Annotated in this window: 23 protein-coding genes; 7 read left to right on the top strand and 16 right to left on the bottom strand. The window is 57.3% G+C overall.

From position 1 onward, the window contains the following. The first annotated feature begins 44 nt into the window (after positions 1–44). Both OR601_RS04080 and OR601_RS04085 read left to right on the top strand, forming a co-directional pair. A complete protein-coding gene (locus tag OR601_RS04080; protein WP_136012794.1) occupies positions 45–1,715 on the top strand; it encodes a PucR family transcriptional regulator in 1,671 nt (556 codons plus the stop codon). A 234-nt stretch (positions 1,716–1,949) separates the two neighbouring features. Next, positions 1,950–3,401 carry an FAD-dependent oxidoreductase gene (locus OR601_RS04085; protein WP_265592298.1) on the top strand — a complete coding sequence of 484 codons (1,452 nt, stop codon included), beginning with the start codon at positions 1,950–1,952 and terminating at the stop codon, positions 3,399–3,401. 19 nt (positions 3,402–3,420) lie between these two features. On the opposite strand, the gene OR601_RS04090 is transcribed toward OR601_RS04085, so the two are convergent. From OR601_RS04090 to OR601_RS04110, 5 genes are all read right to left on the bottom strand, one after another. Continuing rightward, entirely contained in the window at positions 3,421–5,181 is a 1,761-nt protein-coding gene (locus OR601_RS04090; RefSeq protein ID WP_265592299.1) for a class I mannose-6-phosphate isomerase, read from the bottom strand. Positions 5,182–5,386: 205 nt separating this feature from the next. Beyond that, a complete protein-coding gene (locus tag OR601_RS04095) occupies positions 5,387–6,100 on the bottom strand; it encodes a GntR family transcriptional regulator (protein WP_265592300.1) in 714 nt (237 codons plus the stop codon). Beyond that, positions 6,072–7,718, bottom strand: coding sequence for a chloride channel protein (locus tag OR601_RS04100; RefSeq protein ID WP_265592301.1), 1,647 nt, complete (start codon positions 7,716–7,718; stop codon positions 6,072–6,074). The genes OR601_RS04095 and OR601_RS04100 overlap by 29 nt, the downstream gene beginning before the upstream one ends. Before the next feature lie 58 nt (positions 7,719–7,776). Beyond that, entirely contained in the window at positions 7,777–8,718 is a 942-nt protein-coding gene (locus OR601_RS04105) for an NAD(P)/FAD-dependent oxidoreductase (protein WP_265592302.1), read from the bottom strand. Between the two features lie 171 nt (positions 8,719–8,889). Further along, complete coding sequence (locus OR601_RS04110) at positions 8,890–9,942, bottom strand: asparaginase (RefSeq protein WP_136012788.1); 1,053 nt, start codon at positions 9,940–9,942, stop codon at positions 8,890–8,892. 125 nt (positions 9,943–10,067) lie between these two features. Here OR601_RS04110 and OR601_RS04115 point away from each other — a divergent pair, with 125 nt between their 5' ends. Further along, a complete protein-coding gene (locus OR601_RS04115) occupies positions 10,068–10,772 on the top strand; it encodes a 5'-methylthioadenosine/adenosylhomocysteine nucleosidase (RefSeq protein WP_265592303.1) in 705 nt (234 codons plus the stop codon). A gap of 379 nt (positions 10,773–11,151) precedes the next feature. Here OR601_RS04115 and OR601_RS04120 read toward each other — a convergent pair whose 3' ends face one another. Then, a complete protein-coding gene (locus OR601_RS04120) occupies positions 11,152–11,631 on the bottom strand; it encodes an S-ribosylhomocysteine lyase (protein WP_265592304.1) in 480 nt (159 codons plus the stop codon). A 212-nt stretch (positions 11,632–11,843) separates the two neighbouring features. Here OR601_RS04120 and OR601_RS04125 point away from each other — a divergent pair, with 212 nt between their 5' ends. The 3 genes from OR601_RS04125 (at position 11,844) to OR601_RS04135 (ending at position 16,864) form a co-directional block, all read left to right on the top strand. Beyond that, positions 11,844–12,875 carry a prolipoprotein diacylglyceryl transferase gene (locus tag OR601_RS04125; RefSeq protein ID WP_265592305.1) on the top strand — a complete coding sequence of 344 codons (1,032 nt, stop codon included), beginning with the start codon at positions 11,844–11,846 and terminating at the stop codon, positions 12,873–12,875. Between the two features lie 168 nt (positions 12,876–13,043). Then, a complete protein-coding gene (locus OR601_RS04130; protein ID WP_265592306.1) occupies positions 13,044–14,921 on the top strand; it encodes a hypothetical protein in 1,878 nt (625 codons plus the stop codon). Between the two features lie 89 nt (positions 14,922–15,010). Further along, on the top strand, positions 15,011–16,864 hold the full coding sequence (locus OR601_RS04135; RefSeq protein WP_265592307.1) for a glycosyltransferase family 2 protein: 1,854 nt from the start codon (positions 15,011–15,013) through the stop codon (positions 16,862–16,864). Between the two features lie 107 nt (positions 16,865–16,971). On the opposite strand, the gene OR601_RS04140 is transcribed toward OR601_RS04135, so the two are convergent. Genes OR601_RS04140 through OR601_RS04155 form a run of 4 tightly spaced genes read right to left on the bottom strand, consistent with a single transcriptional unit; the run spans position 16,972 to position 19,945 of the window. After that, the gene (locus tag OR601_RS04140; protein WP_265592308.1) at positions 16,972–17,748 is read right to left on the bottom strand and encodes an ABC transporter ATP-binding protein; all 777 of its coding nucleotides are present in this window, start codon (positions 17,746–17,748) and stop codon (positions 16,972–16,974) included. 8 nt (positions 17,749–17,756) lie between these two features. Further along, positions 17,757–18,788 carry an ABC transporter substrate-binding protein gene (locus OR601_RS04145; RefSeq protein WP_265592309.1) on the bottom strand — a complete coding sequence of 344 codons (1,032 nt, stop codon included), beginning with the start codon at positions 18,786–18,788 and terminating at the stop codon, positions 17,757–17,759. Between the two features lie 24 nt (positions 18,789–18,812). Then, the gene (locus OR601_RS04150; RefSeq protein ID WP_265592310.1) at positions 18,813–19,607 is read right to left on the bottom strand and encodes an ABC transporter permease; all 795 of its coding nucleotides are present in this window, start codon (positions 19,605–19,607) and stop codon (positions 18,813–18,815) included. Then, complete coding sequence (locus tag OR601_RS04155) at positions 19,604–19,945, bottom strand: thiamine-binding protein (RefSeq protein ID WP_265592311.1); 342 nt, start codon at positions 19,943–19,945, stop codon at positions 19,604–19,606. Before OR601_RS04155 ends, OR601_RS04150 begins: the two co-directional genes overlap by 4 nt. 313 nt (positions 19,946–20,258) lie before the next feature. Between OR601_RS04155 and OR601_RS04160 the strand changes: the two genes are divergently transcribed. Continuing rightward, complete coding sequence (locus OR601_RS04160) at positions 20,259–21,596, top strand: amidohydrolase (RefSeq protein ID WP_265592312.1); 1,338 nt, start codon at positions 20,259–20,261, stop codon at positions 21,594–21,596. Between the two features lie 25 nt (positions 21,597–21,621). On the opposite strand, the gene OR601_RS04165 is transcribed toward OR601_RS04160, so the two are convergent. The 6 genes from OR601_RS04165 to OR601_RS04190 form a co-directional block, all read right to left on the bottom strand. Continuing rightward, entirely contained in the window at positions 21,622–22,365 is a 744-nt protein-coding gene (locus tag OR601_RS04165) for a type 1 glutamine amidotransferase (RefSeq protein ID WP_265592313.1), read from the bottom strand. Then, positions 22,355–23,746, bottom strand: coding sequence for a MurT ligase domain-containing protein (locus OR601_RS04170; RefSeq protein ID WP_265592314.1), 1,392 nt, complete (start codon positions 23,744–23,746; stop codon positions 22,355–22,357). The genes OR601_RS04165 and OR601_RS04170 overlap by 11 nt, the downstream gene beginning before the upstream one ends. Position 23,747: 1 nt before the next feature. Next, entirely contained in the window at positions 23,748–24,236 is a 489-nt protein-coding gene (locus OR601_RS04175) for an Asp23/Gls24 family envelope stress response protein (RefSeq protein ID WP_265592315.1), read from the bottom strand. 23 nt (positions 24,237–24,259) lie between these two features. Then, positions 24,260–24,679: a DUF2273 domain-containing protein gene (locus tag OR601_RS04180; protein ID WP_265592316.1), complete on the bottom strand. Its 420-nt coding sequence runs from the start codon at positions 24,677–24,679 to the stop codon at positions 24,260–24,262. A 1-nt stretch (position 24,680) separates the two neighbouring features. Continuing rightward, complete coding sequence (locus OR601_RS04185) at positions 24,681–25,466, bottom strand: Asp23/Gls24 family envelope stress response protein (protein WP_265592317.1); 786 nt, start codon at positions 25,464–25,466, stop codon at positions 24,681–24,683. 185 nt (positions 25,467–25,651) lie between these two features. Then, positions 25,652–26,449 carry a YebC/PmpR family DNA-binding transcriptional regulator gene (locus tag OR601_RS04190; RefSeq protein ID WP_136012772.1) on the bottom strand — a complete coding sequence of 266 codons (798 nt, stop codon included), beginning with the start codon at positions 26,447–26,449 and terminating at the stop codon, positions 25,652–25,654. Between the last annotated feature and the right edge of the window lie 43 nt (positions 26,450–26,492).

The following is a 26,492-nucleotide window of genomic DNA, read 5'->3' on the forward strand; positions in this document are numbered from 1 at the left end:
AATATGTTCAGCAAACCTGCAGCATTACGGGATGAGGAGATTCGATGCTGGATTTTGGCAATGTGGTAGCGCATTTAGTGAGCGCCGGCGCCCGCGTGCCCTTTGCCTACGATCCCGACATTCACGTTACTTCTGTAGGCTACCTGGATTCCTCTGACACAGCCTCTGAATCTAGCCACATCCAAGTAGGATATGCTTCTACATTTTATAGATTGGGAGCCAATGCGCATCCGGGCCTCTATGTGCTTGCCACAGATATAGCTGCCGAGGAGATCCAACCTCCACGTCCTGGCTGCCATCTGATCCTGGTAGAAAACACCGACGATCTCGCTCGTCTGGTAGAAGACTTGCAGCTGTTGGTGCGCCAGAGCGGTTCTGCAGGCTCGCTGGATCGCCTTATGCGCATTTTGCTGGATCGCGACGATCTCCCTGCTTTGGCAGAGTGCGCCTCAGAGGTGCTTAGAAACCCAGTGATTGTGTGCGATGCATCCTATAACATCGTGGCTCACTCTGAATATCACGGCACGGCAGACGCGGTGTGGCGCACCGGCCTTACGCGTGGCTATCTCACCTTCGAGTTCATCGCCAAACTCCGAGGGCAAGACACCAACTACTTTGAGACCGACGCATCCCGTGTCTCAACGATCGTGGAGCGCATCTCTCCTCACCGTCGACTTATGCATAAGCTCATCTATGGAGGCTCCTTTGTAGGCTATCTTCTGGTGTTGGAGCTAGAAAGCGCACTGGAGGAGACGTCTACAACCCTCTATCGTCAGGTGGCAGAGATCTTGGCAAAGCAGATGGCCTCAGAGAAAGCCATTGCCGGTCAGTTTCACACCCATCGCAGTCGTGAGGTCAATCTCTTGTTGGACCTCATGAGCAACCGCGTGGTAAGTCGCCGTATGTTTGACGAGCTGGTGGGTCAAACCAGTTTCGCAGCCGAGCAATCCTATGTGGTGCTCGCTCTAGATTTGCGCCTCGAGCTCATGGACAACGTGGTGCAAGACTCTCTGCGTCAGCGCATCAATGAGATGGTACCCGACTGCTATGCGGTGTTCAGAGATTCCTGGGTGTTGGTATTGGTGTGCATGCCCAAAGATGCAGCGTTATCCCGAGCAAGCATTGCGCCAGGAGGCGCACAAGTGCGTATTGGCGCAACTATAAGCAAATATATGCATCCTGTACGCGCATTTTTGGAAGAAAGCGATCTTCGAGGCGGATTATCAGAGCCTTTTTCAGATCTCTATGACTTGCCCTGGCATGTCGAGCAAGCAGAGCAATCAGTGCGCGTTGCAGAAAGCTTGTCACGAGTACAAAGTGAAAGATTTGAATATTTGGGTGATGGGGGAGAGCTGTCAAAGACACGCTTTGGGGGAGCCGCCATCTTGAATCCTGTGCCATATGATCGAGTGCGCTTCGATCATCTTCTGGCATATGTGCCTGAACATCGCCGGCTTTGGTTTGTGTCTCCAGAGGTGCGCCATTTGATTGCCGAGGAAGGTGTCGATAGCGAGCTCTTCGAAACTTTGGATACCTATATGTCCCACGCCTCATCGTTGGCCCGCACCGCCGAGGCGTGCTTTGTGCATCGCAACACAGTGAAGTATCGCCTAGAGACCCTGAGACAAAAGTACGGCATTGATGTAGATGATGACGCTGGCTTCTATGACCTGGCGATGTCAGTAGCTATCGCACGGCGCAGTTCCGGTTATTAGGTAAACCATGCTTCTGAGTCGGGGAAGGGCCATGACGTCCAAGAATGCCCGTATAAGCAGATGCTCATAACCTCTACTTTACATAACATATATTATCCGAGAAATGCTGCAACCAGCGCAGGGGAGTCTCATCTAGAAGTTTTGGCTACGTAAGTCGAAAGCTCTACTGACGCTCTGTCATACTGAGCATTCAAGATCAATAGCCATCGATCGCTATAACTCAGAAGGGCTCTCATGAAACTCTTGCGCTGCGATGTCTGTGTAGTGGGATCTGGCATTGCTGGAATCTCTGCCGCTTTGGCCGCTCGCGAAGCGGGCGCCTGTGTGGTCCTGGTGAGCTTGGGCACGTTGGGATCAGGCGCGAGCTTTTCTGGCACTACCTGGGGTCTTGGTATGGTGGGCCCCCTTAGCGACAGCACTGAAGATAAAGAGGCTTTTGTTCAGGGCATCCTGGCCCCCGCAGGCGACGTGGCCACTTCAGGGATGGCAGAGGTGCTCGCAAATAGATTTTATGAGTCTCTGACCACCTTTGAACGTTGGGGTGCAGTATTAGAACCTGCCGAGAAAGGCCAAGAAACCCACCGGAGCTATGTGCCGTGCTTTGACACAGAGACGCGTGGATGGTTTGGTTTTCATGCCGGGCCCTCGCATGACCCATTGGTGAATACGGTACTCCGATCAGGGGTGGAGTGTTTCTCGGCAGCCCAAGCCCTCTCTTTGTTAAAAGACCCAGACACCGGAGCCCTTAGTGGGCTTGTAGCTTCCTGTGAGGGAGAGCTCATGGCTGTGGTATGTCCCTGTGTGGTGCTGGCCACAGGAGGCATGGCGGCGCTAAGAAAGCCCACGCTCTCTTCGGGGCAATGCCGAGGCGTGGGAGCTTCTATGGCGGCGGACGTAGGAGCTCAGGTGGCTAATCTGGAGTTCGAGCAGCTCATGGTGGGCATCAAGACTTCAGGGACGCCTGCGGTATTCAATGAGAAGCTCTGGCGTTACACACGGCTGGAGAAAGACGGTAAAGACGTGTTCCGGCTTGCGGGCATTGACGAGCAGGAGGCCAAGGCAGCGCTGGAAGCTCATTCTTGGCATGGCCCCTATACCTCCCAGCGGCCTTCTCGCAAAGTGGAAGAGGCCATTTGGGCGGTAGGCGGGTCGTGTGACGCGATCATTAAGCGCCCCGAGGGCGAGCTGCCTTCCTTCATCGCCACATACATGGATTGGCTCCAAGAGGCCCATGGGCTGGGATTTGGCGACAAGCTGCCTGTCGCGGTCTATCACCAAGCTTCCAATGGCGGCATCGTGATAGATCCGAAGACCTGTCAAACCCAGGTAGAGGGCCTTTATGCCGCAGGAGAGTGCGCTCCCCTCTTCGCCATTGACCGGCTAGGCGGCATCGCCAGCTCTCAAGCCATGGTATTTGGCCAGTTGGCAGGGATTGAAGGGGCGGCCTACGCCAAGAGACGCCCGTTGGCGCCGGAAGTGCCAACGGATCAGTTGCAGTTGGTTTCTTGCCCGGATGAACAGGCAGCCACGCCGAAAGACCTGAAGAGCTTGGATGCCCCCCAATTAAAATGCAAATTTGAGCAATGGAGAGCCTATCATCAGGCGCACGGAGAAGCGCTTCTTAAGGCATGCATCCAGCGAAGGATCGTTTCTGGCAAGGAGCCGGGACCAATACTGTGTCCCTGACCGCTAGGCTCTGCGCACATCAGGCTTGACGCACCTGTGCCACCAGCACTTTAATCGGCTCATCGTCTATGGCCGGCCGCAAACGATAACTTTGCACCTGGGCTGGCACGATGACGGTCTCCGCATAGTGGATCTCTCTGGGCTCGAAGGCGCCCTGAGGGCTTTCGAGCCACGCGGCGGTCCCTTCTACCAGGTTAAATACCTGTACTTCGCCTTGAGTGGACAAATCGATGGCGCGAGAGGAGCTATAGCGGCGCGTCTCTATGAACTCCAACTCGTGCAGGCCTGTCTTCTCTACCTTGAGGTCTTCGTCGTCGTAAAGCGTCTCAACCTGATTGATCAGATGTCCTTTCACCCAGGAGGCGTCTCTGTCCCACTGGATGTTTCGAGCGCCGTCTTCTATGTGAATGGGCCGGGGGTTTCCGTCAAGATCGGTGCGGTCCCAGTCCCAGAGCTTGTAGGTGAAGATGTAAGGGGTGGCGCTGACTTCCAGCACCATGCAGTCTGCTGAGGAGCAATGGACGGTGCCGGCGGGAATAAGAAAGTGGTCATGTTTGGCTGCGGGCCAGAAGTTGACGTATTTTGCGGCATCAAAAGAGCCTGTGACCTGTGCTTCCTTGAGATCGCCAATCATTTGATCGCTATCGATGCCCTCTTTTACCCCAAGGTAAACCCCGCCATTTTGTCCTGCATCCAAAATGTAATAACTCTCATCCTGGGTGTAGGTCATGCCATAATGGTTTATTATATAATCTGTCGTGGGGTGCACTTGCAAGCTGAGGTTCTGGCCGCCCATGGTGTCCAGCAAATCGAACCGTATTGGGAATTCTGCGCCAAAACGTGCATAGTTACGTGCGCCCAGCAGCTCTTTTGGATGAGCCAAGACAATATCTTGAGCCGGCACCTCCACATTGGTGGTGCCATAGCGCAAAAGCACGCTGTTCTCTTCTGGCACTCCGTCAAAACTCCAGGCATAATTTGGCGCCTCAGGGCTTAGGCCAAAGTGCTCTCGCATCCATTGGCCGCCCCACACCCCCGGGTCAAAATATGGCACCATGCGAAACGGCGAACGCACCGCCTGGGCAAGCCCTGCGCGATAGGCATCCCCGCTTATCATGAGCGGTTTTTGCCTATGGGTAAGCGCAAGCAGGTAATCGAGGCTGGGTTGGAGCTGGCGCTTGATTTTGTCAGCCAGCCGCCATTCAATGAAATAGCCGCGTTTGAATTTGCGCGCGTTGGATTCTTGGGGGTTGTTCCAAAAATGATTAGGCATCCCTTGGCGGTACCTTTGTTGGATTTCCCAGCGGGAGATATCTCCATAGACGGTAAGCACCTGCTCTTCAGGAAGCTCTCGGGCACAAGGATCTGCAATCAAAGAAGCCCCAAAACCCCAGACAATCACCGGTCTGTGAGCTTTTAGGCAACGGCGGATATCTTCCTGGATGCGAGCCTTTGCGCTTGTATCCATAAGGTCTTGCAGGGTGCCCCTATACATGACACCGCGAACGCTGTCGCAGGTGACGTGTGGGGCTAGGATCGCCTGAATAGCCTCTTGATCCAGATAGGCGTCCCTGGCATCTACTACCGTTGCGTCAGGAAATGCGGGAGCCACCAAATCCAGAGCTTCAGAAGATATCCCTGGGTACATCTCCACCACTATGAGGCGTGCCTGCGTGCGGGAAGACAGCTCCTCCAAGATCGCCTGCGGAGTCTCCCATAGGGCATGGTCATAGCCATCAACTTTGATAGTGGGTGAAAGATCGTAGCGGTAATCGCTCATAAGGCCCCTCCAACTCGATGGCTTTTTGGCTCATTGGCACGACAGGGCTTCGGGATGAAATCCGGGAAATCCATCTAGTACATCCTAATGTTATGACAATAAGAACAATAGCATAGTAGAGGTCTAAAAAGAAGAGCTTGCGATGATGGATAAAAGCATGAAGGGTAAACAGTTCTCCCTTATACGTGCCGAGAAAAGCTTCCGCCTACTCCCCTAGCCGGATAGTAAGCTCGTAATCTTGGCCTCGATAGGTGGAGTTGGTGTATTCCACAGGCATCTGTCCAAAGGAACCTTGTCGGCAGCGCTTCAAGAGAGCTCCCTCCCCTAGCCCCTCGAATCTCTCGCGATCTTTCTCTGTGGGATTAGCAGCACGCACGGTTTCTACAATAGAGGTCACGGGAAAGCCAAGCTCTCCCAAATACTCGTAGAGCGAGCCGGTGTCATCCAAGCGATCAAAAGGCACCTCTGGCGATAGATAGGTCTCGAAGTAGGCAGCCCTATGATCATTGATAACAGTGGCGCGGCAAAGCCGAACTACTTTCTGAGCACGTGGGATTCCAAAAAACTCTGCAACCTCCTCAGGAGGGGTTTCTCGGCTAAGAGACAGCAGCTTTCTCTCGGTATGGTTTCTCACTTCTGCAAAGTCAGAAAAACTGGAGTGCAAATGGGTTTCAATGAGGTCCTGAGGTTTGAGCACCAAGGTCCCCTTGCCTCGACGGCGTTCTATCAGGCCTCGGGACACCAGTTTGTCCAATGCTTGACGCACAGTGATGCGTGAGACGCCAAACTCTTCCATTAAGGCCATCTCGCCGGGCATCGTGCTTCCCACAGGATAGGTGCCGTTGGCTATGCGCTCGCTGAGGATTTGGGCGATCTGGCTCCAAAGCGGCTTATCTCCGGGGAGACTGACGAGCTGCATGAGAGGGTCCTTCCTGAGGGGGCGAAGATGAGGGGGTTTCATTGGCCTGGTGGGGATATCCAGGCCTAAAGAGACCTTCGATGCGAGCTTCTGCAATAGGTGCCAAGGCGGAGTCTATTACAAAAAGCACGCCGTCAGCGGCTTCCAGCACGAGATCCTGGCTTGGCACGAGCGAACGTCCGCAGCGGGTCACCAGGCACACCGAGCTGCCCTGCGGGCAATGCAACTCTGAGAGCCTTTTGCCTTCTGCCTCAGAGCCAAAGTTCACATACCAGGTATGGGTAACCACTGAGCGCCTGGGCGCCTTTACGATCTCATCGCTGTCATGGGCCAGTAGATTTCCAAGCAGATGTTCGTAGTAGCCAGGCGTTTTAGTAAGGTTTGCCACCACATAGGCTACCAGGCTCACCAACCCCAAGGAAAGCAGCGCCGAGAAGCTTCCAGTGAGCTCGAACACCAAAAGGCATCCGGTCACTGGCGCTTGGACTGCGCCCGCGAAGAGGCCTGCAATACCCAGGAGCATAAAATTGTTGATATAGGCGCCATCGAGGCCGAGAAATGCCACCGCTGCACGCCCAAACAACGCTCCAGCAAGCGCACCCATGACTACAAGCGGGTAAAGGGTCCCTCCTGGAGCCCCGGAGCTGGCCGAGATATTGGTAAATAAGTATTTGCCCAACAGCAAGAGCAGCAGAAGGAGCGTGGGGTGGTTTGAAACCCGGACGAGGATCTCTAAGATGGCGTCGCCGCCGTCCATGAGGGAGGGAGCTGCAAAGGCGCAGAGGCCTGCAAGCCCAAAGGGTATGGCCAGCCGTGACAGGGGAAGGTGAGAGCGGATCTTGCCATAGAGCGCTTGACCTAAGAACATGCCGCGGTTATGCAAAGCCCCAAGCAGCCCCAGAAAGACCCCCAGAAGCGCTACCAGCCCATAGGCGATATGGGGCAAATCAAAGGCGAATCTGATGGGGATCAGGGGGTCTTCTCCTAAAAGAGCCCCTGTGCACAGCACCGCAGCTACCGCAGAGGCCATGGTGCCAATGACAAGCGGCGCAGAAAACGATTTGTGGATCTCTTCTACCGCAAACATGACCCCGGTGAGCGGAGCAGAGAAGGCTGCCGCCATTCCGGCTCCTGCCCCACAGGTCACCAGCAGGCGCCTCTCTTCTTCTGTGGCACGAGTAAGCTCTGAGACCGCCTTGCCGCACATGCCTCCGAGCTGGACCGACGGCCCTTCTCGGCCAAGAGAGAGCCCAGCAAAGGCAGTGATGCCGCCTTCAAGCACCTTGATGGGGACCACGCGACGCCAAGGAAGATCCAGCCGACCAAGGGCGTCTGCTTCAACCTGAGGAATGCCGGAGCCTACTGTGCCTGGGGCAAAGCGCATGAGCGCGCTCAGAAGCAAAAGCAGCAGCACCAGAACGGCGATCCAGAGAGGAATGATCAGTGGGCTGGTTGCTGCCTGCGAGGTTATGGCGCGCAGCATGTCTTCGCATTGCGAGAGCAAAAAGCGGTAACCGGCGATGAGCACTCCTACGATGCAGCCCACAAGGGCACCGCGCACCACCATTAAGATCTGAAATGTGCGAGAGAGAGGAGCCAGTGCAACCTGAGACTTCATAAGCCTCTACTCCCCTCTCTCGCACGCTGCCATCCAGAGCTAGTGTACTCCTTAGAGCTTAGATCACGAGATTGCCCAGATAGAGTGCAGCGCTGTTGGCTGCAATGGCGCCATCGGAGGCAGCCGTGATCACTTGGCGCAACGGCTTTTGACGCAGATCGCCTGCCACAAAAAAGCCGGGGGTGGCAGTGGACATATCCTCGTTGGCCACTACTTCGCCAGCACCGTTGATCTGGGCGAAGGGGGCTGCCAGCTCAGAAGCCGGAATCATGCCGATAAACACGAACACGCCAAAAGAGCCCGCCTTGTGCGTGTAGGTTTGGGTCTCGCCGGTGGCCGTGTCTTTGAGCACGATGGTCTGGGGTAGCATGCCTTCGCCAGAGAGGCTCTTGATCGCGCACTGGTAGCGGATCTCGATCTTGGGATTGAGCGTCACCTTCTCCTGCAGCGCGGCTTGGGCGCGCAGATGGTCCTTACGCACAATGAGCACGACTTTCTTGCAGATGCGTGAGAGAAAGTCGGCCTCCTCGCATGCAGTATTGCCACCACCAACGACATAGACCAGCTTGTCGCGATAGAACATGCCGTCGCAGGTGGCGCAATAGCTCACACCATGGCCCTTGAAGGCATCCTCGCCCTCAAATCCAGCAGAGCGGGGCGAGCCGCCCGTGGAAAGGATCACTGCGCGTGCTTGATAGGTCTCGCTCCATCCGGTGAGCAAAAAGAGGCCTGTGGCAGGATCATGCTCGATCGAAGTGACGCTGTCCGATGTGAAGGCGGCGCCTAAAGACTCTGCATGGGCATGCATGCGCTCGGAGAGTTCGGCACCGCTGATAGACTCAATGCCAGGGTAGTTGTCTACCATATCCGATTGAGCGATCTGCCCGCCAAACATACCTGCTTCTAGAGTGATGGCATCCAGACCGGCACGGTCTGCATAGATGGCTGCCGTCAGGCCTGCAGGGCCCGCACCTACAATGGCAAGATCATGAGAGATCATAGTAATACCCTTTCTCAAAGGTCCCAAAAGACCTATGGCCTTGGGATCGCTACAGATCTAACAGCCCTGATACGAGGGCGTCGTTTGGTAAAGACACCTAGATCTATTCCCATAATCATGGCAGCAAGAGGTCGGCAGCGTTACCCCATAAGGGATTCAAAAGTTATCCAGTTAGACGGTAAGTTCGCCGCGCATGGACACTGGCACGTACGCAGCGGCTTGCTGTGGGGTGAGTCCCCGGCCAAAAAGGTGCATGAGTTTGGTCAAGGCTGCCTCGCAGGTCATATCGCACCCGGAGATGACGCCGGCTTTGGCCAGGGCATCTCCTGTGGCATAGCGCTGCTCTTCGACGCCGCCTGCGGGACATTGGGTAACGTTAACCACCAGTAAGCCGGATTTCACTGCATGGGCTATCGCATCCACGAACCATGGTTCTGTGGGGGCGTTGCCTGCGCCAAAGGTGCGAAGGACCACGGCTTTGAGTCCCGGGGCACTCAGTTGGCTTTCCAGGATTTGCTGGGTAATGCCAGGATAGAGATAGATGACGCTCACCGCAGGGTCCATGGTGAAGAAAGGCGTGAGCGGTGTGTCGCCTGCGGGGCGCCAGAGCTGCTTTTTTCTAAAGTCGATATGAAGGTCCATGGCGCAGAGCGCGGGATAGTTGTAAGAGGTAAAGGCGCCAAAATCTGTGGAGCTCACCTTAGTGGAGCGGTTGCCTCGCCACAGATAGCGGCCAAAGGAGATGGCCACCTCTCGCACCATGGCTCCCCCGTCTGTCGGGTCTTTGGCGGCAGCCACTTGAAGAGCGGTGAGGAGGTTCTCTGTGCCATCCTCGCGTATCTCGCCAATGGGCAACTGGGACCCCGTAAGAATCACTGGTTTGGTGAGCCCCTCAAGCATGAAAGAGAGCGCCGAGGCGGTATAGGCCATAGTGTCAGTCCCATGGAGCACCACAAATCCGTCGTAGTCCTCATAGGCATCGGCAATGGTGTGGGCGATTTGGCTCCAAGCGGCCGGATTCATGTTGGAGGAATCGATAGGCGGGTCAAACTCCTTGTGATTCAAGTCGTAGCCTAAAAGCTTTAGCTTTGGCACCCCGTCCATGAGATGGGCAAAGTCGAAAGGCACAAGCGCCCCTGTGGCGGGGTCTTCCACCATGCCAATGGTCCCACCGGTATAGATAAGCAAAAGCCGAGGGCGTTTTGTCGCAGTAGGAGCAGCCATGGGCACGCCTCCAAATTAATGATGTCAACAGAAATTCTGGCAACCAACAGAAGGATACCCTTCCAGAAAGAGTTCTAAGATAGCGTGAATACCGAGAAACACCTCCGACTTAGAAGGGACATGTTATGAAGATCGGCATCATTGGCGCCATGGACAACGAGGTTCGCGATCTGGTGGCCCATCTTTCCCAAGACAGCATCATCTGCCGCAGCCATCTGGAGTTTCATGAGGGAACTCTCGAAGGTGTCCCCGTAGTGGTGGTGAAGTCGGGCATCGGCAAGGTATCCATGGCCGCCTGTGCCCAGCAGCTGGTGGATCTCTTTGGCGTGGACTGCCTGATAAACACCGGCGTGGCGGGAGCCTTAGGCGATCAGATCGAGGTGGGCGACGTAGTGGTTTCCACCCGCGTGGTTCACCATGACGCAGATGTCACCGCACTCGGCTATCCCATCGGCACCATGCCGGGCTATCCCACCTACTTCGAGGCAGATCCCCAACTGGTGGAGGCTTTCTTATCGGCAGTGGCAGAGGTCGCCCCCTCTGTCCACGTCTATTCGGGAACCGTGGCCTCCGGCGAGCGCTTTGTGGCCTCGGTGGAAGATCGCAAGAGGATCCACGAGCTTTTTGACGGCCTTTGTGCGGAGATGGAGGGTGCAGCCCTCGCCCAGGTGGCGTGGCTCAACGACATTCCCTTCGTGGTGCTTCGTGCCATGAGCGACAAGGCGGATGGCTCGGGAGCCGAGTCCTACCAGGCCTTCGAGGATGAGGCTGCCTCCACTATGGCCCATGCCCTCATGGCCGCCCTGCCTACCATTGCAGCGCAAAGTTAGGGTGTTTATTTTAGTATTACATCACCCAAGCTCACAGAGTAGGTTTCATATTCAATTGTACTTAGTAGGCACATGCCGGAGGAAATGTACTTAGTAGGCGCGAGTGTTATTGCTCTTCTGCATCTTGGCCCCGCAGACCCCAAAAATCGCCTTTTTCATCGAGCCCTGTAAATCCTGGTATAACGACTCGATTCTGCAGCCTTCATCTGGGGTGATAGGGCCTCCAATAGCACACCCTCTGTCCGGATTCCCGTGTTCAAATTTGTCTTCCGGATTTATACACCAAAGGGGACGTTGACCTGTGTCAACGTCCCAATTCATAGCATGCTTTATGTCCTGTAAGCCTCAATGAGGTGGAACGTGGGGCCCAGTTCTGGGCCTACTCGCTATAGACGAGATGGGCCTTGTCGATATCGCGCAAAGTGCGATCCAAATAGCGACGGGCTTCCCACTGGGCCATGGGAAGATTGAGGTCTAGATAGTTGCCGCACTCTTTAGGATCTGCGCCGGGGACAGCTCCCTCATAGCCGGCAACCCACTCGAAGAGCTCTGTGACAAGGGGCACGACGTCGCGGGAGTCCATATCGCCCGCCATCACCAGATAAAAGCCGGTACGACAGCCCATGGGGCCAAAGTAGACTACCCGTTCAGCCCAGGTGGAATGGTTGCGCAAAAACGTGGCGCCCAAGTGCTCGAGGCAATGGATGGCTGCGGTATCCATGACCGGCTCCTTGTTGGGAGTGGTCATGCGCACATCGAAAGTAGTAATGACCTCGTCGCCTGCCTTATCCTTGCGAGACACATAGACGCCGGGCTCTAAGGTGAGGTGGTTTACGGTAAAGCTTGCGATTTTGTCCACGAACAGCTCCTTTGCACGGTTGCCTCAGCGGATTCGGCAGCGTGAAACCGGTGGCCAGCTGCGATTCTTCGTGCTTAGTGTGACACACAGGCGAAGGTGGCGTGTAGGGAGCGTGATGAGGCATGAGGAGCTCTCCACAGCGGGTAGGTTCTCTTTAGAATGCAGCTTCGGCCTTAGGGGGCACGGGTTTCTCGGCAGCTCCTGGAATGTTCGTGTTTCTATACCTCGCTATGAAGGGTGATGACTCCATGCATCAGCCAGCCGATAAGGACAACCTTGATGAGCGCAACCTTGAGGTGACTCGGGCTTATGAGCAGGGTTTGAAAGATGCTCGGGCAAAGGACCATGAGCCGGCGGGGGAATCTGACGATAAAAAAGGCGGGCTGTTGAGCGATCTCTCGGTGCCTCAGGTGGCTGCCGGTGCACTGGCTGCGGTGACCTCGATGCTTCTCACCAACCAGATTGGCATCGCAGGGTCGGTCATCGGCGTGGCGGTAGGCTCGGTGGTATCTACGGTGGCCAGCTCGGTCTATAAGCGCATGGTGGCTACCGGTGCTTCAACCCTTAAAGAGAAGATCAACACCTCAGATGATGAGCCAGGGGCTACGCGTCCCCTGGATGTTCACGAAGGCACCGTCGACGCCTCTGGGGCGCGCATCGCTCCTGAAGAGCTACGGCAGAGAGTCCATGCGCAGCAGGCTGCCCGCACCCATAAAAAGGTGGCAGTGGGCGTCATAGTGGTGGCCGTGGTAGCTGCGCTGATAGGAGTGGCGCTCTCGGCCGGCTTTGTGTCTCTTGCCACCGCAGGCCAGGGCTTGGGCACGAAGACCTCCCTGGTGGCTCCTAAGGAGCCACAGAAGAGCGATCAGGCCGCTGCCGCTGACAACGACGCACAAAAAAGCGCCGCTGCGAAGCCGGATAATTCTACTGAGAACTCTTCCAATAAACCTCAAGATAGCAGCGCTGCCACTAATGGCAACTCTGATGCCGGCGACCAAAACGCCGCTGCTGCGGGGGGCGACGGGACTAACAGTGCTGCGGACAACACTTCCAACGGCGGGTCTTCCACAAATCCACAAAAGCCGGAGGATGGCACCGCTACTCCCCCTTCAGATCCCTCTACCAATGGCGAACAGGCTTCTGGCAATGCTTCTGGCACTCCTGGTGCGCAGCAAGGAGGCCAGAGTGCTCAAGGCACGCAAGGAACTCAGGGTCAAGCCTCTGCCCAATCTACCAATAATTAGCGGAATGTAGGGCAATTAAATACCGGACAATCTCTTAAAGTATCCCTTATTTTGCGAGCTGAAGAACGCAGTAAGAAACCTGTAAGTTATCAAAAGTCCCCATTTATTGCATCGATGGTAATTGGTATTCTAAAGACAATCTGAAACCCCAAGACCCATCGAGGCTTCATGAGCACCACGGAGTTTTCCATCATTCTTCCTGCGTTGCCCAATCGCCCTTGGGCCGCAGCACTCAGCAGCTGTTTAGCCCAAGAGGGCGTTCGTGCCACTGTGACGGTACTGGCCACTTATGACACGGCAGACGGCGCCCCCGCTTTGGATCCCGCAGAAAGCGCCCTTTTGGAAGGCTTCTCTGTGCCTGATTCCATCGAAGTGCGCTGGGTTTCCGCGCATTCTGCCGAGGATCTGCACTCCTACCTGGCAGTGTTGCTCTCTACGCCGGCTCAATGGGTGATGCTTTTGCATCCAGACTGTGTGCTGGCTCCCACTGCCTGCGCCCAAGCCCGGGATCTCGCAGTGGCTCACGAGGCTTCTCTGGTGATCCCTGGAACTCAAGAGATTACCTTGGATACCGCTCAAGGCGAGGCCACCCAAGCGATCTTTGGCAGCCATCTGGCATCCTTGGATCCCGCCTGTCTTTTGGCAGACCACACCAGCGCCATCCTTGCCTGTGCCGCGATGCTTTCTGCCACCGTCCAGACCCCTGTGCGCCATAGCTTCCTCTTTAGCCTTTGCTCTTTGGCAAAGCGGGCGCATATCACCCAGATGCCACTGGCAGAAGAGCTTTTCGAAGGCGCCCCCAAGACGCTCTGCGATTGTCAGGAGGTCTCCGAAAACGCCACCATCGCTTCTCAAGTGGGTCGCATGATCTCCCAAAACCAGCGCTGGGACGAGCTGCGTGCCAGCTACGAGGTGCTCTGCCAAGAGCTGATCGAGCCCTTTGCCAGAGCCTGCTTCCCTGCAGCTTGTCATGCCGAAGCCTCTAAAATGGTGGCCAAAGAAGGCCCGGTGTCGCTTTTTGACACTTTGGCAGAGTGCTGGCCTCTCCCTGAGCTTGTCTCGAGCATTGCCTACTGGGCTACCTCTCATCCTGAGACCATCGCTTCGGTGGTGCTTCGCGCCGGCTGCCTGGAGGCCCACCTCAGCGCCCTTGATCGCGTGATGGTGGTCACCTGCCCTCAAAGTCCTCTGTCGCTGGACGACAGCAATGAGATCCAGGATGCCTTGGATCGCTTCGCCATTCAAACCTCGAAGTTTTACACAATGGCTCCCCTTGCTGCCGAGATACCCCTCGATGCTTGCAGCATCACTGCCCTTAAAGCCACGTCCTCTAGAGCAGCGTCATCGGAGGGCGCCTGTGGCTTCCCTCTGGCTTTGGCCCAGCGCTGGCACCGGACCCTCAGGGAGGAGGCGCCGGATCTGGTAGTCCTTCCGCTTTGCAACTCCCCCGAGCTCTTCTGGGGCGCCCTCATGGCGCGCCTGGCGCACATTCCGGTGGTGGCCGTTGCTCAGTCTGACACCCAGGATGGCTCCAAGGCGCTCTGGGCCAAGGCTGCCGCCAGTTTGGCCTCGGTGGTAGCGGTGGATGCCGAGGCTGCAGACCCTTTGGTAGGCTCCAATACCACGGATCTCAATGGCTCCCAGTCTGCCAAGGAGCGTTTCTCGGCATCGCTGACCTCGGCGCTATTGGCAGCTCATGGCAAAGCCCCAACCATCATTCGCGGCGCTTCTGAGCCATTGGCCCTTTGGGCCAGCCGAGTGCTGGATGCCCTAGAAGAGCGGCTCTCCCAGCCTCCCGCGCCTTCCATGCCTTCCGACGCCCTGTTGCCCCTCTTCGACGCACGGCTTAACAGCGGGCAGCGGTCGTTCTTATCGGCAGAGCAGATGGCAGCTCAGCTCGAGGATCGTGTAGAAATTCTTGAGGCGCGCTTGGCGTCCTCTCGAAGCGAGGCGGCCATGCTGCGCAGGCGTTTGGCAGAAGCCCAGGGTTTCACGCAAGAACCGCGCACCCCCAATTGCCCCCTCTCCCCCCGAGACGATTGCTAATGCAACTTTTTTGGAAGGCCCATTAAGGGTAGAGTGTGAACTATCCGCGCACTCACACCCTTAATCACACCCTGCGAGGAGGCCTTCTTATGGCATGCGACGTCTCGGTCATCATTCGCTCTTCCAATGGCGGGGCTTATCTCCCTGCGGCAATTCAGGCTGCCATGGCCCAAGAAGGATTGAATTTCGAGATTGTGGTGGTTGATGACGCCAGCACAGATTCCACCGCCCAGGTAGCGGCAGAGGCATCGCTGGCTCATCCTTCGCTGCGCGTGATCTCTATGGCAGAGCACTCTGGCCGCATGGAAAGCTATCGCGCCGGCCTCAGGGCTTCTTCGGGCACCTATGTGCTCTTCTCGGATGCTCCAGACATGCTTTTGCCTCAAAGCCTAGGCCGTCTTTTCCAAGTGGCCAGCCAAACTCGGGCAGACATCCTGGTGACCTCCTCTGAGTTCAAGCCGCTGCAAGATTCCCCGGATGCCAATGAGGAACAGAGGTCCGCAGCGTCGTCTCAATCCTCCTTATCGCCCGAGGATACAGGCAATATCGCTCAAGCCCGCCTCTTGGCTGCCGACATCTTTAGCGACCAAGATACCGGCGCTGCCGTGCGCGTGGTGTCGCCGCTGATGCAGACGGTGGACGGCGAGGCTATCATCGACGCCTTCTTCCGCACTCGCAGCGTGCCGGTGCAACTGCGCGGGCGCCTCTTTAAAACCGAGCTGGCCCGCCACGCATTTGCAGAGATAGAAATCAACTCTGTAGCTTCTCACGACGAGGCGGTCGCAGGGTTCATGTGCGCCATCCTGGCTCAACGCCTGGTGGTGCGCCCGGATCTCCACGGCCTCGTCATTGCCGAGAACCCCGCGCCGTCCCTTCTGGAAGCCTCTGATTTCGCCGCCATCTGCGCCAACCGGTCCACTGCCGAGGTGGCGGTAGGCTATCTCAACCGCTCCGAGCAGTGGGAGCGTTACTACGATGCCTGGGAAGGCTTGGCGGTGGGTTTGGTGCGCCAAGCCACCGATATCTTCCCTGCTCGGGTGCAGCCGGTAGCCTGGGCCGATGCCGCCACAGAGCTTCTCAATTCCTGGGGCGCCCCCTATATCGCCGCAGCCCTGGAAGACAACGAGGACTCCGATCTTTGCTCGGTCGCCATTGCCCTTGCAAGCTCGGCTGCCTTGGCGCAGACAGGAGCCAGGCCTCACAACCTCGCTATTTTGGTGCGCGAGGGCGACGACTTGGTGCAGCTGCGAAAGCTCCAAGACTCACTGGCTTCTCGCCGCACCAGCTGCTCCATCATTGCCGAGGAAGGTGCTGCCACCGGCTCTCTTGCTGTGGCTCAAACCATTCCTGCTTACAGCTCCACGCTGGAGCGTGCCCGAGAACTCTCGCGCATTTTGAGCGACCTGGAGATCGACGGGTTGGTGCTCTCTGCCGGTGATGTGCGCGGGGTTTACGACGAGCTGGTAGCCCGAGCCCAGATGGTTCCTGTCGCCCTCATCGCCACTGAGCCTATCGAGTCGGTGGCCGCCTATCGCGCCGTAGCCGCCCAGGTGGCTTTGGCCAGCTGCGTGGTGCCGGCCACTGGAGTCGATTCAGAGCTATGGAGCTTGCTGGGAGTGCGCATCGCCAGCCTAGGTGGGCTTGTGGCTTCGCTTTCCTTGGGCACCACCAGGGCAGACCTCAATGCCCGCCGTCTGGCGCTGCAGCTCAACACGCTGGTTCGCTCCTATCAGACGTCTATCGACAACCTCAAGGAATCCTGCGCCCATGCCATCGACCGCAACGGCCGCATGGAGACCCAGATCGCCGGCCTCAAAGATCGCTGCGCCAATTTGGAAGGGCGTTTGGAAGAAGCCGTGGCCGAGCGCGACGAGCTGGAACGAGAACTGGAATCCCTGCGCTCCTCAGGAATCTTTTCTCGGCTGCGCCATAAAGGCAAGTAAATCGACAGCTCGCCAACCATACGTACAAGCTGTCGGCATTTCAAAGCGACCGCCCTTCCCCATACGTGATGGAGAAGGGCGGTCGGTTCGTGCATAATCGGCAACGCTTAGTGCTCTAGCAGCTCCAGTACCTGGCGTTTTATTGCCAACGCGTCGGAGGTGAGCATGAATTGGTCGCGATCTTTACGCGGACACCCGATAGTCACCTCTCCCACCAGGCGGCTCACCTGACCCTGAGCAGGGTTTCCCGCCAGCACCAAAATGCGATCGGCCATGGCGATGGCCTCGTCCGCATCGTGGGTCACCAGCATGCAAGTGAGGTCTAAGCGGCTCATGAGTTCCAAGAACCAGGAGCGCATGTCGGCTCGCGTGAGGGCGTCTAGGGCCGAGAAGGGCTCGTCCATCAGCAGCACTGGATCATCCATCAAGTAGGTGCGCAAAAGGGCCGCCCGCTGGCGCATGCCGCCTGAGAGCTGATCGGGATAGAGCTCCTGCGTCCCTTCAAGCCCAAAGCGATCCAGCTGCGAGGCTACCTGTGCCCGCGCCTCTTTGAGACTCATGCCTTTGAGCAGCAGGGGTAAAGCGGCATTGTCCTGCACCGTGCGCTCGGGGATGAGCAGGTCTTTTTGGAGCATGTAGGCAACAGACCCCGGCGCACCGGTAACGTCTTTGTCTCCTACAAACACTTGGCCGCGATCAGGAGTGGTAAGGCCTGCCAATGCATGGAAGAGCGTGGTCTTTCCCGAGCCCGATCGGCCTACCAAACAGACCAGCTCTCCAGCTGCCACCGAGAAGGACGCATCCTCCACGATGGGCTCCCCTTCCCAGGAAAGCCAGAGGTGGGAGGCCGCAAGCCCTGCTACTTGAGGATCGATGTCGTCCATGGCAGTCTTTACGCCTCCGGTAGGTATTCGTTGGTAAAGCCGCTGCTGGCCTCAATAGCCACCGGCGTGAGCTGTTGGTCATTCATCCATTGATAGAACTTCTCCCAACGGCCCTTGTCGATGTGGCCCCACTGAGAAGCGTCAGCCACGTACTTGTCCGCCAGGTATTCCTGGGAAGCCTTGGCCAGCGCTGGATCGATCTCAGGATTGGCCGCCACAAGAATCTCTGCGGCATCATCGGGATTTTGCACCGCATACTCATAGCCTTTTTGAGTGGCTGCCAAGAAACGCTTCACGGTGTCTGGCTGCTCTGCCAAGAAGCTGTCATTGGCGATGATCACCGGCGTGTAGTAGTCAAAGGTGTCGTCGATGTCGATAAAGGCCACGTAGTCTACCGGGTAGTCTTGGATTTTGGCATTTTGACCTGCCCAAGCCTCATAGCACCAGATGGCATCGAATTGATCTGCCTTGAGACCGGTGACCTCGTCGGTAGAATTGGCGGGTACCAGCTCAACTTTGGACCAGTCCCCTCCGTCAGACTCCACCACCGATCGCACGATGGCCTTCTCCACATCTTGATCCCAGGTGCCGTAGCGCTTGCCCTCAAGCCCTTTAGGCCTGTCAATGCCGTCTCCCTTGCGAGAGATAAGACCTGAGGTATTGTGTTGAATGATGGCTGCGACGGCGGTCACCGGGAAGGGGTTGTCGCTGCCCAGGTAGTTGGCCATCACATCTTGATAGGACATGCCCACCTGAGCCTTGCCAGTGCCCACCAGCGCATCGGCGCCATCCTCAGGGGGCTGAACGATCTCAAGCTCGATGCCCTCGTTAGTATAGAAGCCCTTTTCCTGAGCCACATAGATGCCTGTGTGGTTGGTGTTGGGGGTGTAATCAAGCACAAAGGTAAGTTTCTCCAAGCCATCAGAAGATGCTTGGGGTGTGCTTGCAGCATTGTTGGAATTGCAGGCAGCAAGCGAGAGACCTGCGATGCCGGCGCCTGCCAGCTTAAGAAAGCTGCTGCGGCTATAGGAGCGAATCATCGAGAACCTCCAAAAATGAATGCGTTATTTGCTTTGGGAGAGATGGGAGAGCTCCCCAGACTTTTTTGTAGCTGCACGCCAGGGCATGGCAATGCGCGCAATCAAGCCGATCAATCCCATGAGAGCTAAAGAGAGTGCAGAAATGATAAGGATCACGGCAAACATCTGGTCATAGGAGTAGGATTTGCGCACGCGAGTCATATAGACTCCCAATCCGTCGAAACCTCCGAGCCATTCAGCTACTACTGCGCCTACCACGGCGTAGGTAGCGCTGATGCGCAATCCCGAGAAGAACGAACCCGCCGCAGCCGGGATCTTCACATAGCGAAAGATCTGCCAGCGATTGGCCCCCATGGTGCGCATGAGGTCTATGGCGTCGGGGTCCACCGAGGCAAAGCCTTCTGCCAACGCTACCGTGATGGGAAAGAAGGTGGTGAGCGCCACCAGAAGCACCTTGGGCAGCATGCCATAGCCCAGCCACAACACCAAGAGCGGTGCGATGGCCACTGTAGGGATGGTCTGGCTTAGGGTTACCAAAGGATTGAGGGCGGCTTTTACCAGGGCGAAGCGATCCATAAGTACCGCAAGGCCAAAGCCCGCTGCAACGCCACAGGCTAGGCCTACTAGGGCCTCTGTGAGGGTCACCAGGCCGTGGGAGGCCAGTAGAGGCGCATCGGCAATGAGCGCTTCCACCACATCCAAAGGGCTTGGCAAGAGAAAGGCGGGAACAAGGCCAAAGCTCACTGTGCACTGCCACACCACAAGCACCACAACTACGGTAACGGTAGGGGCGACCCAAGAGCGACGAGCAGATCTCACTGGTTCTCCTCGGAACGAGAAGCATCGAATGCCGCATTGACCTGGGCGTACTTGCCCACTTTGCGCTCGGTGGTAAGCAGGGGCTCTTGCGCCCTCACATCGATCTTCGCGTAGGTCATGACTTTGCCTGCGCCGGCCGCGATGGCGATGCGTTGACACTCGGCCAGAATGCTCATGCACAGATCATAATCGCCTTCGATGGTAGATTCAAAGGGACCCACAAACAGGCTAACCGGTTGGGATTTGAGGTAATCGATGACCTCGTCCACAATGCGTACCACCTCATCGTCGCTGGCGGCGTCCATAGGCAGCACTTGAATGGCAACAGCGCACTCCATTGCACGTCCTTCCTGGCGGCATAAAAAATCCCGCCACATTGCGGGACCCGGAGGCGAAGTCGCATGGTCCCTACGCTGGCATTATCCAGATCAGGTTCTTGGGTCGAGCCGCTTGGGTGCTCCTCTCAGCCGGGCCATAAGCTCCCAGCTCCCCTTTGTCCATGGATTATAGCGTGCGCTAGGTGTGACGCAAAGGACGAGCTTATATCTGACAAACTCTTGGATTTATATTTATAGGTGAGACAGGCTCACACACTACAAGTCGACTACTCTAAAAGGAAGCCAAGAACTCCACTGCGGGGAGGATGCATCAATGACAGCGCCCGAATCCACTGCCACTTCCAATACCTCTTACCAAAGCCTTGACTACAAGCGTTTGGGCGAGGCAGTGACAGAGGCGCTCTCAGGAGTAGATGCGGCTGTAGTGGACTCCCAAGAGGTCCCTCAGCTCATCAAGAAGCTCAGTCAGGCAGTAGAGCCTGCGGTGATAGAGATCCGCCGCTTCCTTCACGCCCATCCTGAGCCGTCTCTCAAAGAAGTTGAAACCGCTCGCACCATTACGCACCAGCTGGAGGCCTTGGGTATCCCCTACTACATGCCTTATGAGAACAGCGTGGTAGCTACCATCAAGGGCACCGCTCCCGGCGCCTACGATTCCCAGAGCCATCCCCGCAAGCGCCTGCTCATGCGTGCCGATATCGACGCCCTTCCGGTTCAAGAAGAGACTGGCGCACCCTATGCTTCTCAAACTCCTGGAATCATGCATGCCTGTGGCCATGATTGCCATGCTGCCATGCTTTTGGGAGCAGCCGCCATCCTTTCCCACATTGCTCCCGTGCTTTGCGGCGAGGTGCGCTTGGTATTCCAACCAGCCGAGGAAAACTCCACCGGCGCCTCCATGATGGTGAAGGCAGGCGTGTGCGACGGCGTCGACGGAGCCTATGGCTGTCACATTTGGAGCGAGGTGCCGGCAGGCAAAGTCTCTCTCGAGGCCGGCCCGCGCATGGCTAACGCCGACTGGTGGCGCATCGACATCAAAGGCAAGTCTGCTCACGGTGCGCTTCCTCACCGCGGCGCCGACGCCATCCTCGCTGGCGCCGCCATCATCGAGGAACTCCAAACCATCGTGAGTCGCTCGGTCTCCCCTTTCGAGCCCGCCGTGGTGACTGTGGGCCAGTTTCACGGAGGCACCGCCCGCAATGTGGTGGCAGGCTCTGCCTGGCTTGAAGGCACGGTGCGCACCTTCGACCCCGAGATCCACGCGCGCATGCCGCTTCTTATGAAGCGCGTTGCCGAGGAGACCGCAGCCGCCTTGGGTTGCGAGGCCACGGTGAGCCAGTACGATTTGGGCAGTTGGGCTGTGGTAAACGACGCCCATGCCTCACAGATCGCCGCGCGTGCGGCGGAAGCGGTTCTCGGCAAGGATGCCATCGCTCGCTACCGAGGCTCCATGCCCGGCGAAGACTTCTCTGAGTATCTTTTCGAAGTGCCGGGCGTCTTCGTGTTTTTGGGTTGTGCCAACCCTGCGAAAGGTCCGGTGCACCCTCAGCATTCCTGCTTCTACAACCCCGACGAGACCGTGCTCAAAAACGGCGTCGCCCTAGAGGCTGCCTATGCCTGGGAATTCCTAGGCGAGGGGCTTGCGCACTAGGGCGTCGTGTGAATCAGTAGTGCGACTATTCTTTCTCTTCGCCGGAAAGCAGGCGATCCACCATCACCTGGTTGGCCGCCAGCTCCACCGAGTCATCCAAAGGTTCCAGGGCGCCGTCGCCGTAGCGACGCTCTAGCGCTGCCGACAAAAGCGCGTCTGCCACACCCGGGTTCTTGGGCAGCAGGGGCCCATGGATATAGGTGCCCACTACGTTGTCTTGCCAGCAGCCCTCATAGCCTGTGATGCCGTCGTTGCCATGTCCAAAGAGCACTTTGCCCAAGGGACGAAGACCTGCGCCCAAGTGGGTCCGGCCCCCATGGTTCTCATAGCCCACGATGGGCTGAGGGGAAAGATCGCTCTCGATGGCAATGTTGCCGATGAGGCGAGGGTTGCCGCGATCGGTATAGAGGTCTACCAACCCCAAGCCTTCTACCTTCTCGTCGCCCATGAGGTAGGAGTGGCCTAAGAGTTGATAGCCACCACATACGGCAAGCAGCACTCCTCCATCGGCTACGTAGGCTGCCAGCTCGGCTTTTTGGGCCAGCAGCTTGTCACACACAATGCGCTGCTCGCGGTCGGAGCCGCCGCCGATAAAGACCAGGTCCACCTCTTTGAAGCTGGGGGTATCGTCGATGGAGACCTCGGCGATCTCTGGGGTGAGGCCGCGCCACTCCAAGCGTTTGGCAAGCGTGATGATATTGCCGCTGTCGCCATAGAGGTTTAGGAGCTCGGGATAGAGATGGGCAATGCGCACAGACTTACCGCTCATGGCTCTCCCCAATCTTTTCAAGCTCTGCCTTGGCAGGCCACAGGGCAGAATAGTTGGTAAGCACATACAGAGGACGGTCTTTGGGAAGGGATGTTATGTGATCCAAGGCATCCTTGACGCTTGCGCAGAGCGGCGCGTCCATGCCGGCATACTTCATACGTACCTGCAGGTCGTTGGAGCGATGTCCACCCACTGCCAGTGTGAGGTCGTCTTCCTGGGAGAGGCGCTCGAAGTCCACATCCCAGATCCAAGAGATATCTTTGCCGTCGTTGTAGTCGTCGTTCACCACAAAGAAGGCGGCTTTGGGCCGATCGTCGGCAAGCATGAGGGAGATGTTCTGGTTAAAGCCAGTAGGGTTTTTGGCTAAGTTGAGCACCACTTCTCTACCGTCCACATCAAAGCGCTGCAAGCGCCCGTTCTCCGGATGGTAGTGATCCAGGGTGTCTTGGAACTGTTCTGGGGTCACCCCGGCCAGCGTGGCCCCAATGAAGGCGGCCAGCAGGTTGTAGACCATGTAGACGCCGCCAAAGGACGCCTTAAGGTGCACAGGCCACTGGGGTGTTTCAAGCGGAGAGGCTGCGGGTTTCTCGGCAGCAGGGGTGCGCGGACCTGTCACGTCAAAGGAGACTCCTGTGCGCTCCACCTTGACGTGGGTGGCACGCCAGTCGAGCTCAGGGCGAGCGAAGTCTCCATTGGGGCATGCAAAGTTTCCCAGCTGGGCGTAGTGGCGGAAGACATAGTCGAGCTCTGCTCCGCAGACTTGGCAAAAGCGAGCCTCGGGCACACGGTCGGGGGGAAGGCCCAGAGCCTCGTCGATGCCAAAGGAGATGACGGGATTGCCTTGGGTAAGACGCAGCGCCACGCCCATGGAAAGCGGGTCGTCGCCACAGACTACCAGCGTGGTCGCGGGAGAGGCGTCCAGCGCGTGGGCAATGGTGTCTTGCACGCGGTCTATCTCGCCTGCGCGGTCCAGCTGGTCGCGAAAGAGATTGAGCAAGATGAGATAGCGGGGTTTTAGGGCCGGCAAGATCTTGATGGTGGAGAGCTCGTCTGCCTCGATGACAGCCCAATTGGCCGAGAGCTTGGTCATGAGGGCTGCGGTGACGCCTGGTGCCATGTTGGCTCCAGCGCGGTTGCACATCACTGTCTGACCAGAGGCTTCTATGGCCGAGGCGAGCACGTTATTGGTAGTGGTTTTGCCGTTGGTGCCGCAGACCACGATGGAGCCCTCTACATGAGAAGCCAGCTCGCTCAAGAGCGCAGGATCGATGGCCAAGGCGATGCGGCCTGGCAGCTGAGAGGCGTTTCGGTGAAGCACTGAGACAAGGCCCCAGCGCGTCAGTTTTCCAGCGCCTAAGGCAAAGGAAGCGCGCAATGTCATGCTAATTGGCCTCACGCTCGTCGTCGTCCAGCTCGCCGGCCGCGATAACGTCTTCGATGCGCAGGTTCACGCCGGAGACCTCAAGGCCGGTCATGGAGGAAAGCTCGCGCACCACAGCCTTCTTCACATCTTCGAAGACCTGAGGCGCGTAGGCGCCGTAGGCCATGAGGATGGAGATGTTCACGCGCACGGAGTTGTCCTGCATAACCTCTACTGTGACGCCCTTGGTGAGATCTGCGCCGGTGAGCGTCTCTTGAACGCGCTTGAAAAAGCCGCCCTTCATGCCTACCACACCGGGGACGTCGCGGCAGGCGATGGCCACGATCTTCTCGATGACGCCGTTGGAGAAAGTGAGGGAGTCCTCGGAGTCTGCATCCTCGACGTCTTCGATGACGTCATCGTCTGTGGTTTGGGCCATGGCGCTCACAGGCAGCTGCACCAATGAAGATTCTTGAGCCTCAGAGGTTGAGGTGGTAGAAGCGTCGTTCATGATGTCTCCTTAAAGCTCGCGCTTTAGCGGTAATCGTTAGAAGGGGCAAGTAGATGCTTGACGGCATTGATGATGCGCGGGTCGCCGTCCAGCCATTGACCAAAGGCTACCCCGGCAGTGGCCATAAGCGCTACAAAAAGCGCCTGGAAGAAACCGACCCAAAAGATAAGCAGAGCCACCACCACTCCAAGCACGCCAAAGATCACCGCATTGGAATGGCCGGGCGCCAATCCCTCTACCCAACTGGCAGCAGTGGATCGCGTTTTGGCGGCCAGTATGCGTGCATGGGCTCCTTGCGCCTTGAAGTTTGTGACTGCGTCGGCAGGCTGGGAGCCTTTTTCCTGCCGAGAAGCTCCTGCCTCAGTAGTTGAGGCTTTTTGAGTGGACTCGCCATCGGCAGACTCCACATCGACTTCGACGGTTACAGGAGGCTTTTTGGCCATGCTAGTGCACCTCCTTAGATATAGCCTGAGGATGCACGATGGTAACCTCAGAAGAGCTGCTGGTAGAAGCTTCGGATTCTGGAGAGACTGCTTCTTCTGGTGACAAGCCTGTAGAGCTTTGAGCATCCTTCGAGGCTTCGATTCCGTAAGGTACGGGTTTCTCGGCAACTTGGCCGGTATCATGACGCAGGGCACGATCGGCCTTGTGGGCGGCGGTGGGCTTGAAGCTGCCATTCTTTTGAGGGGACACGGCGTTGCCGGGAGTGATGTCGGCAGTTTGGCGAGGCTCCAAAAAGCGCAGAGTCAACGATCCCAAACGGTCGCCAATGAGAATGGTGAGTCCCCGGCGCAATGATTCTTGGAGGGCCTGAGCTTCGGCCTGGACATCGAGAGAGTGGTAGGGCTGGATCCAAAGGGCTACATCCACCTGATCGCGATGGCGAGTATCTACCACCACCTTGGTAACCAGGCATAGGCCGTCAGCCTCGGCCAGATAGGTGGCTTGGGACGCCACCGCAGAGCGCGCGATGGAAACGCGGTCGCCATCTTCATTGATGACTTCGATGTCTTTGGGTTTTTTGGCGCGCACCCCAGCCACAAAGAGACAGATGAATCCCACGAGCCCTATGACGATGAAGGCTTCTGTGAGGAAGACGAACCAGTCAAGGGCGAACAAGGCAGAGATCTGGGCTGTCCAAGGGCCGAGCCACCAGACAAGGCCAAGACCAACCACTAGCAAGCCTAGCAGCGAAAAGACTATGAGGCAGAAGCGCTTGAACCCATTCATGGACTTCATCCCTTCGACATTCATCTATGGGTGTGCCCAGCGGCACGTGCAATAGATGCCTCTTCACTGTAAACGCTCCCGACCACTCAGGCGCTGATCCTGTGCAAAAAGAAACCCGGTTTCCAAAAACGCCACCAGACGTCTTGGAAAACCGGGCAAAAATGCAACTTTTGAGAACCTAAGGATTACTCCTCATCCAGAGCAGCGGCGATCTCGTCTGTCATCTCCATGGTATTGTAGACGTTCTGCACGTCTTCCAACTCCTCCAAACGGTCTACCAGGCGCTGGACCTTCTTGGCATCTGCCACGGAGACCTGGCTGGGGGTGGTGGGAACCATGGTGAGCTCCGAGCCCTTGACCTCAATGCCCTGAGCCTCAAGGCCAGCCTGGACGTTTTGCATGTTGTCGTAAGCGGTGTAGACGATCCACTGATCGCCGGCATCCTCGTAGTCCTCGCCGCCGGCCTCTGCCACGGCCATCATGAACTCGTCCTCATCGGTAGCGTTGGGGCGGTCCTCGACCTTCTTGTCATCAGACTTGATGATCTTGTCTACAGCGATGGAACCCTTGCGCTCGAACTGGAAGGCCACCGAGCCAGAAGTGCCCAGGTTGCCGCCAGAGTGAGAGAAGGCAGAGCGCACGTCTGCGGCGGTGCGATTGCGGTTGTCGGTGAGGCATTCCACATAGACGGCGACGCCAGCAGGGCCGTAGCCCTCATAGGTGACGTTCTCGTAGACGGCAGCATCTGCGCCGGCGCCAAAGGCCTTGTCAATAGCGGCCTTGATCTTGGCGTTGGGCATGGAAACCATGCGGGCGCGAGCAACGGCTGCAGCCAAAGAAGCGTTGTTGTCCGGGTTTGGATCGCCGCCCAGTTTTGCCGCAACGGTGATGTTGCGGGAGAGCTTAGAGAACAAAGTGGAACGCTTGGCGTCGATGGCCGCTTTCTTGTGCTTGGTAGTGGCCCACTTAGAGTGTCCGGACATGCATGCTCCTTCGATTTGGTACTGGCGCTCACCTGAGCGCTGC

Source organism: Leptogranulimonas caecicola, assembly GCF_023168405.1.
In the GTDB taxonomy this organism is placed as follows: Bacteria; Actinomycetota; Coriobacteriia; order Coriobacteriales; family Atopobiaceae; genus Leptogranulimonas; species Leptogranulimonas caecicola.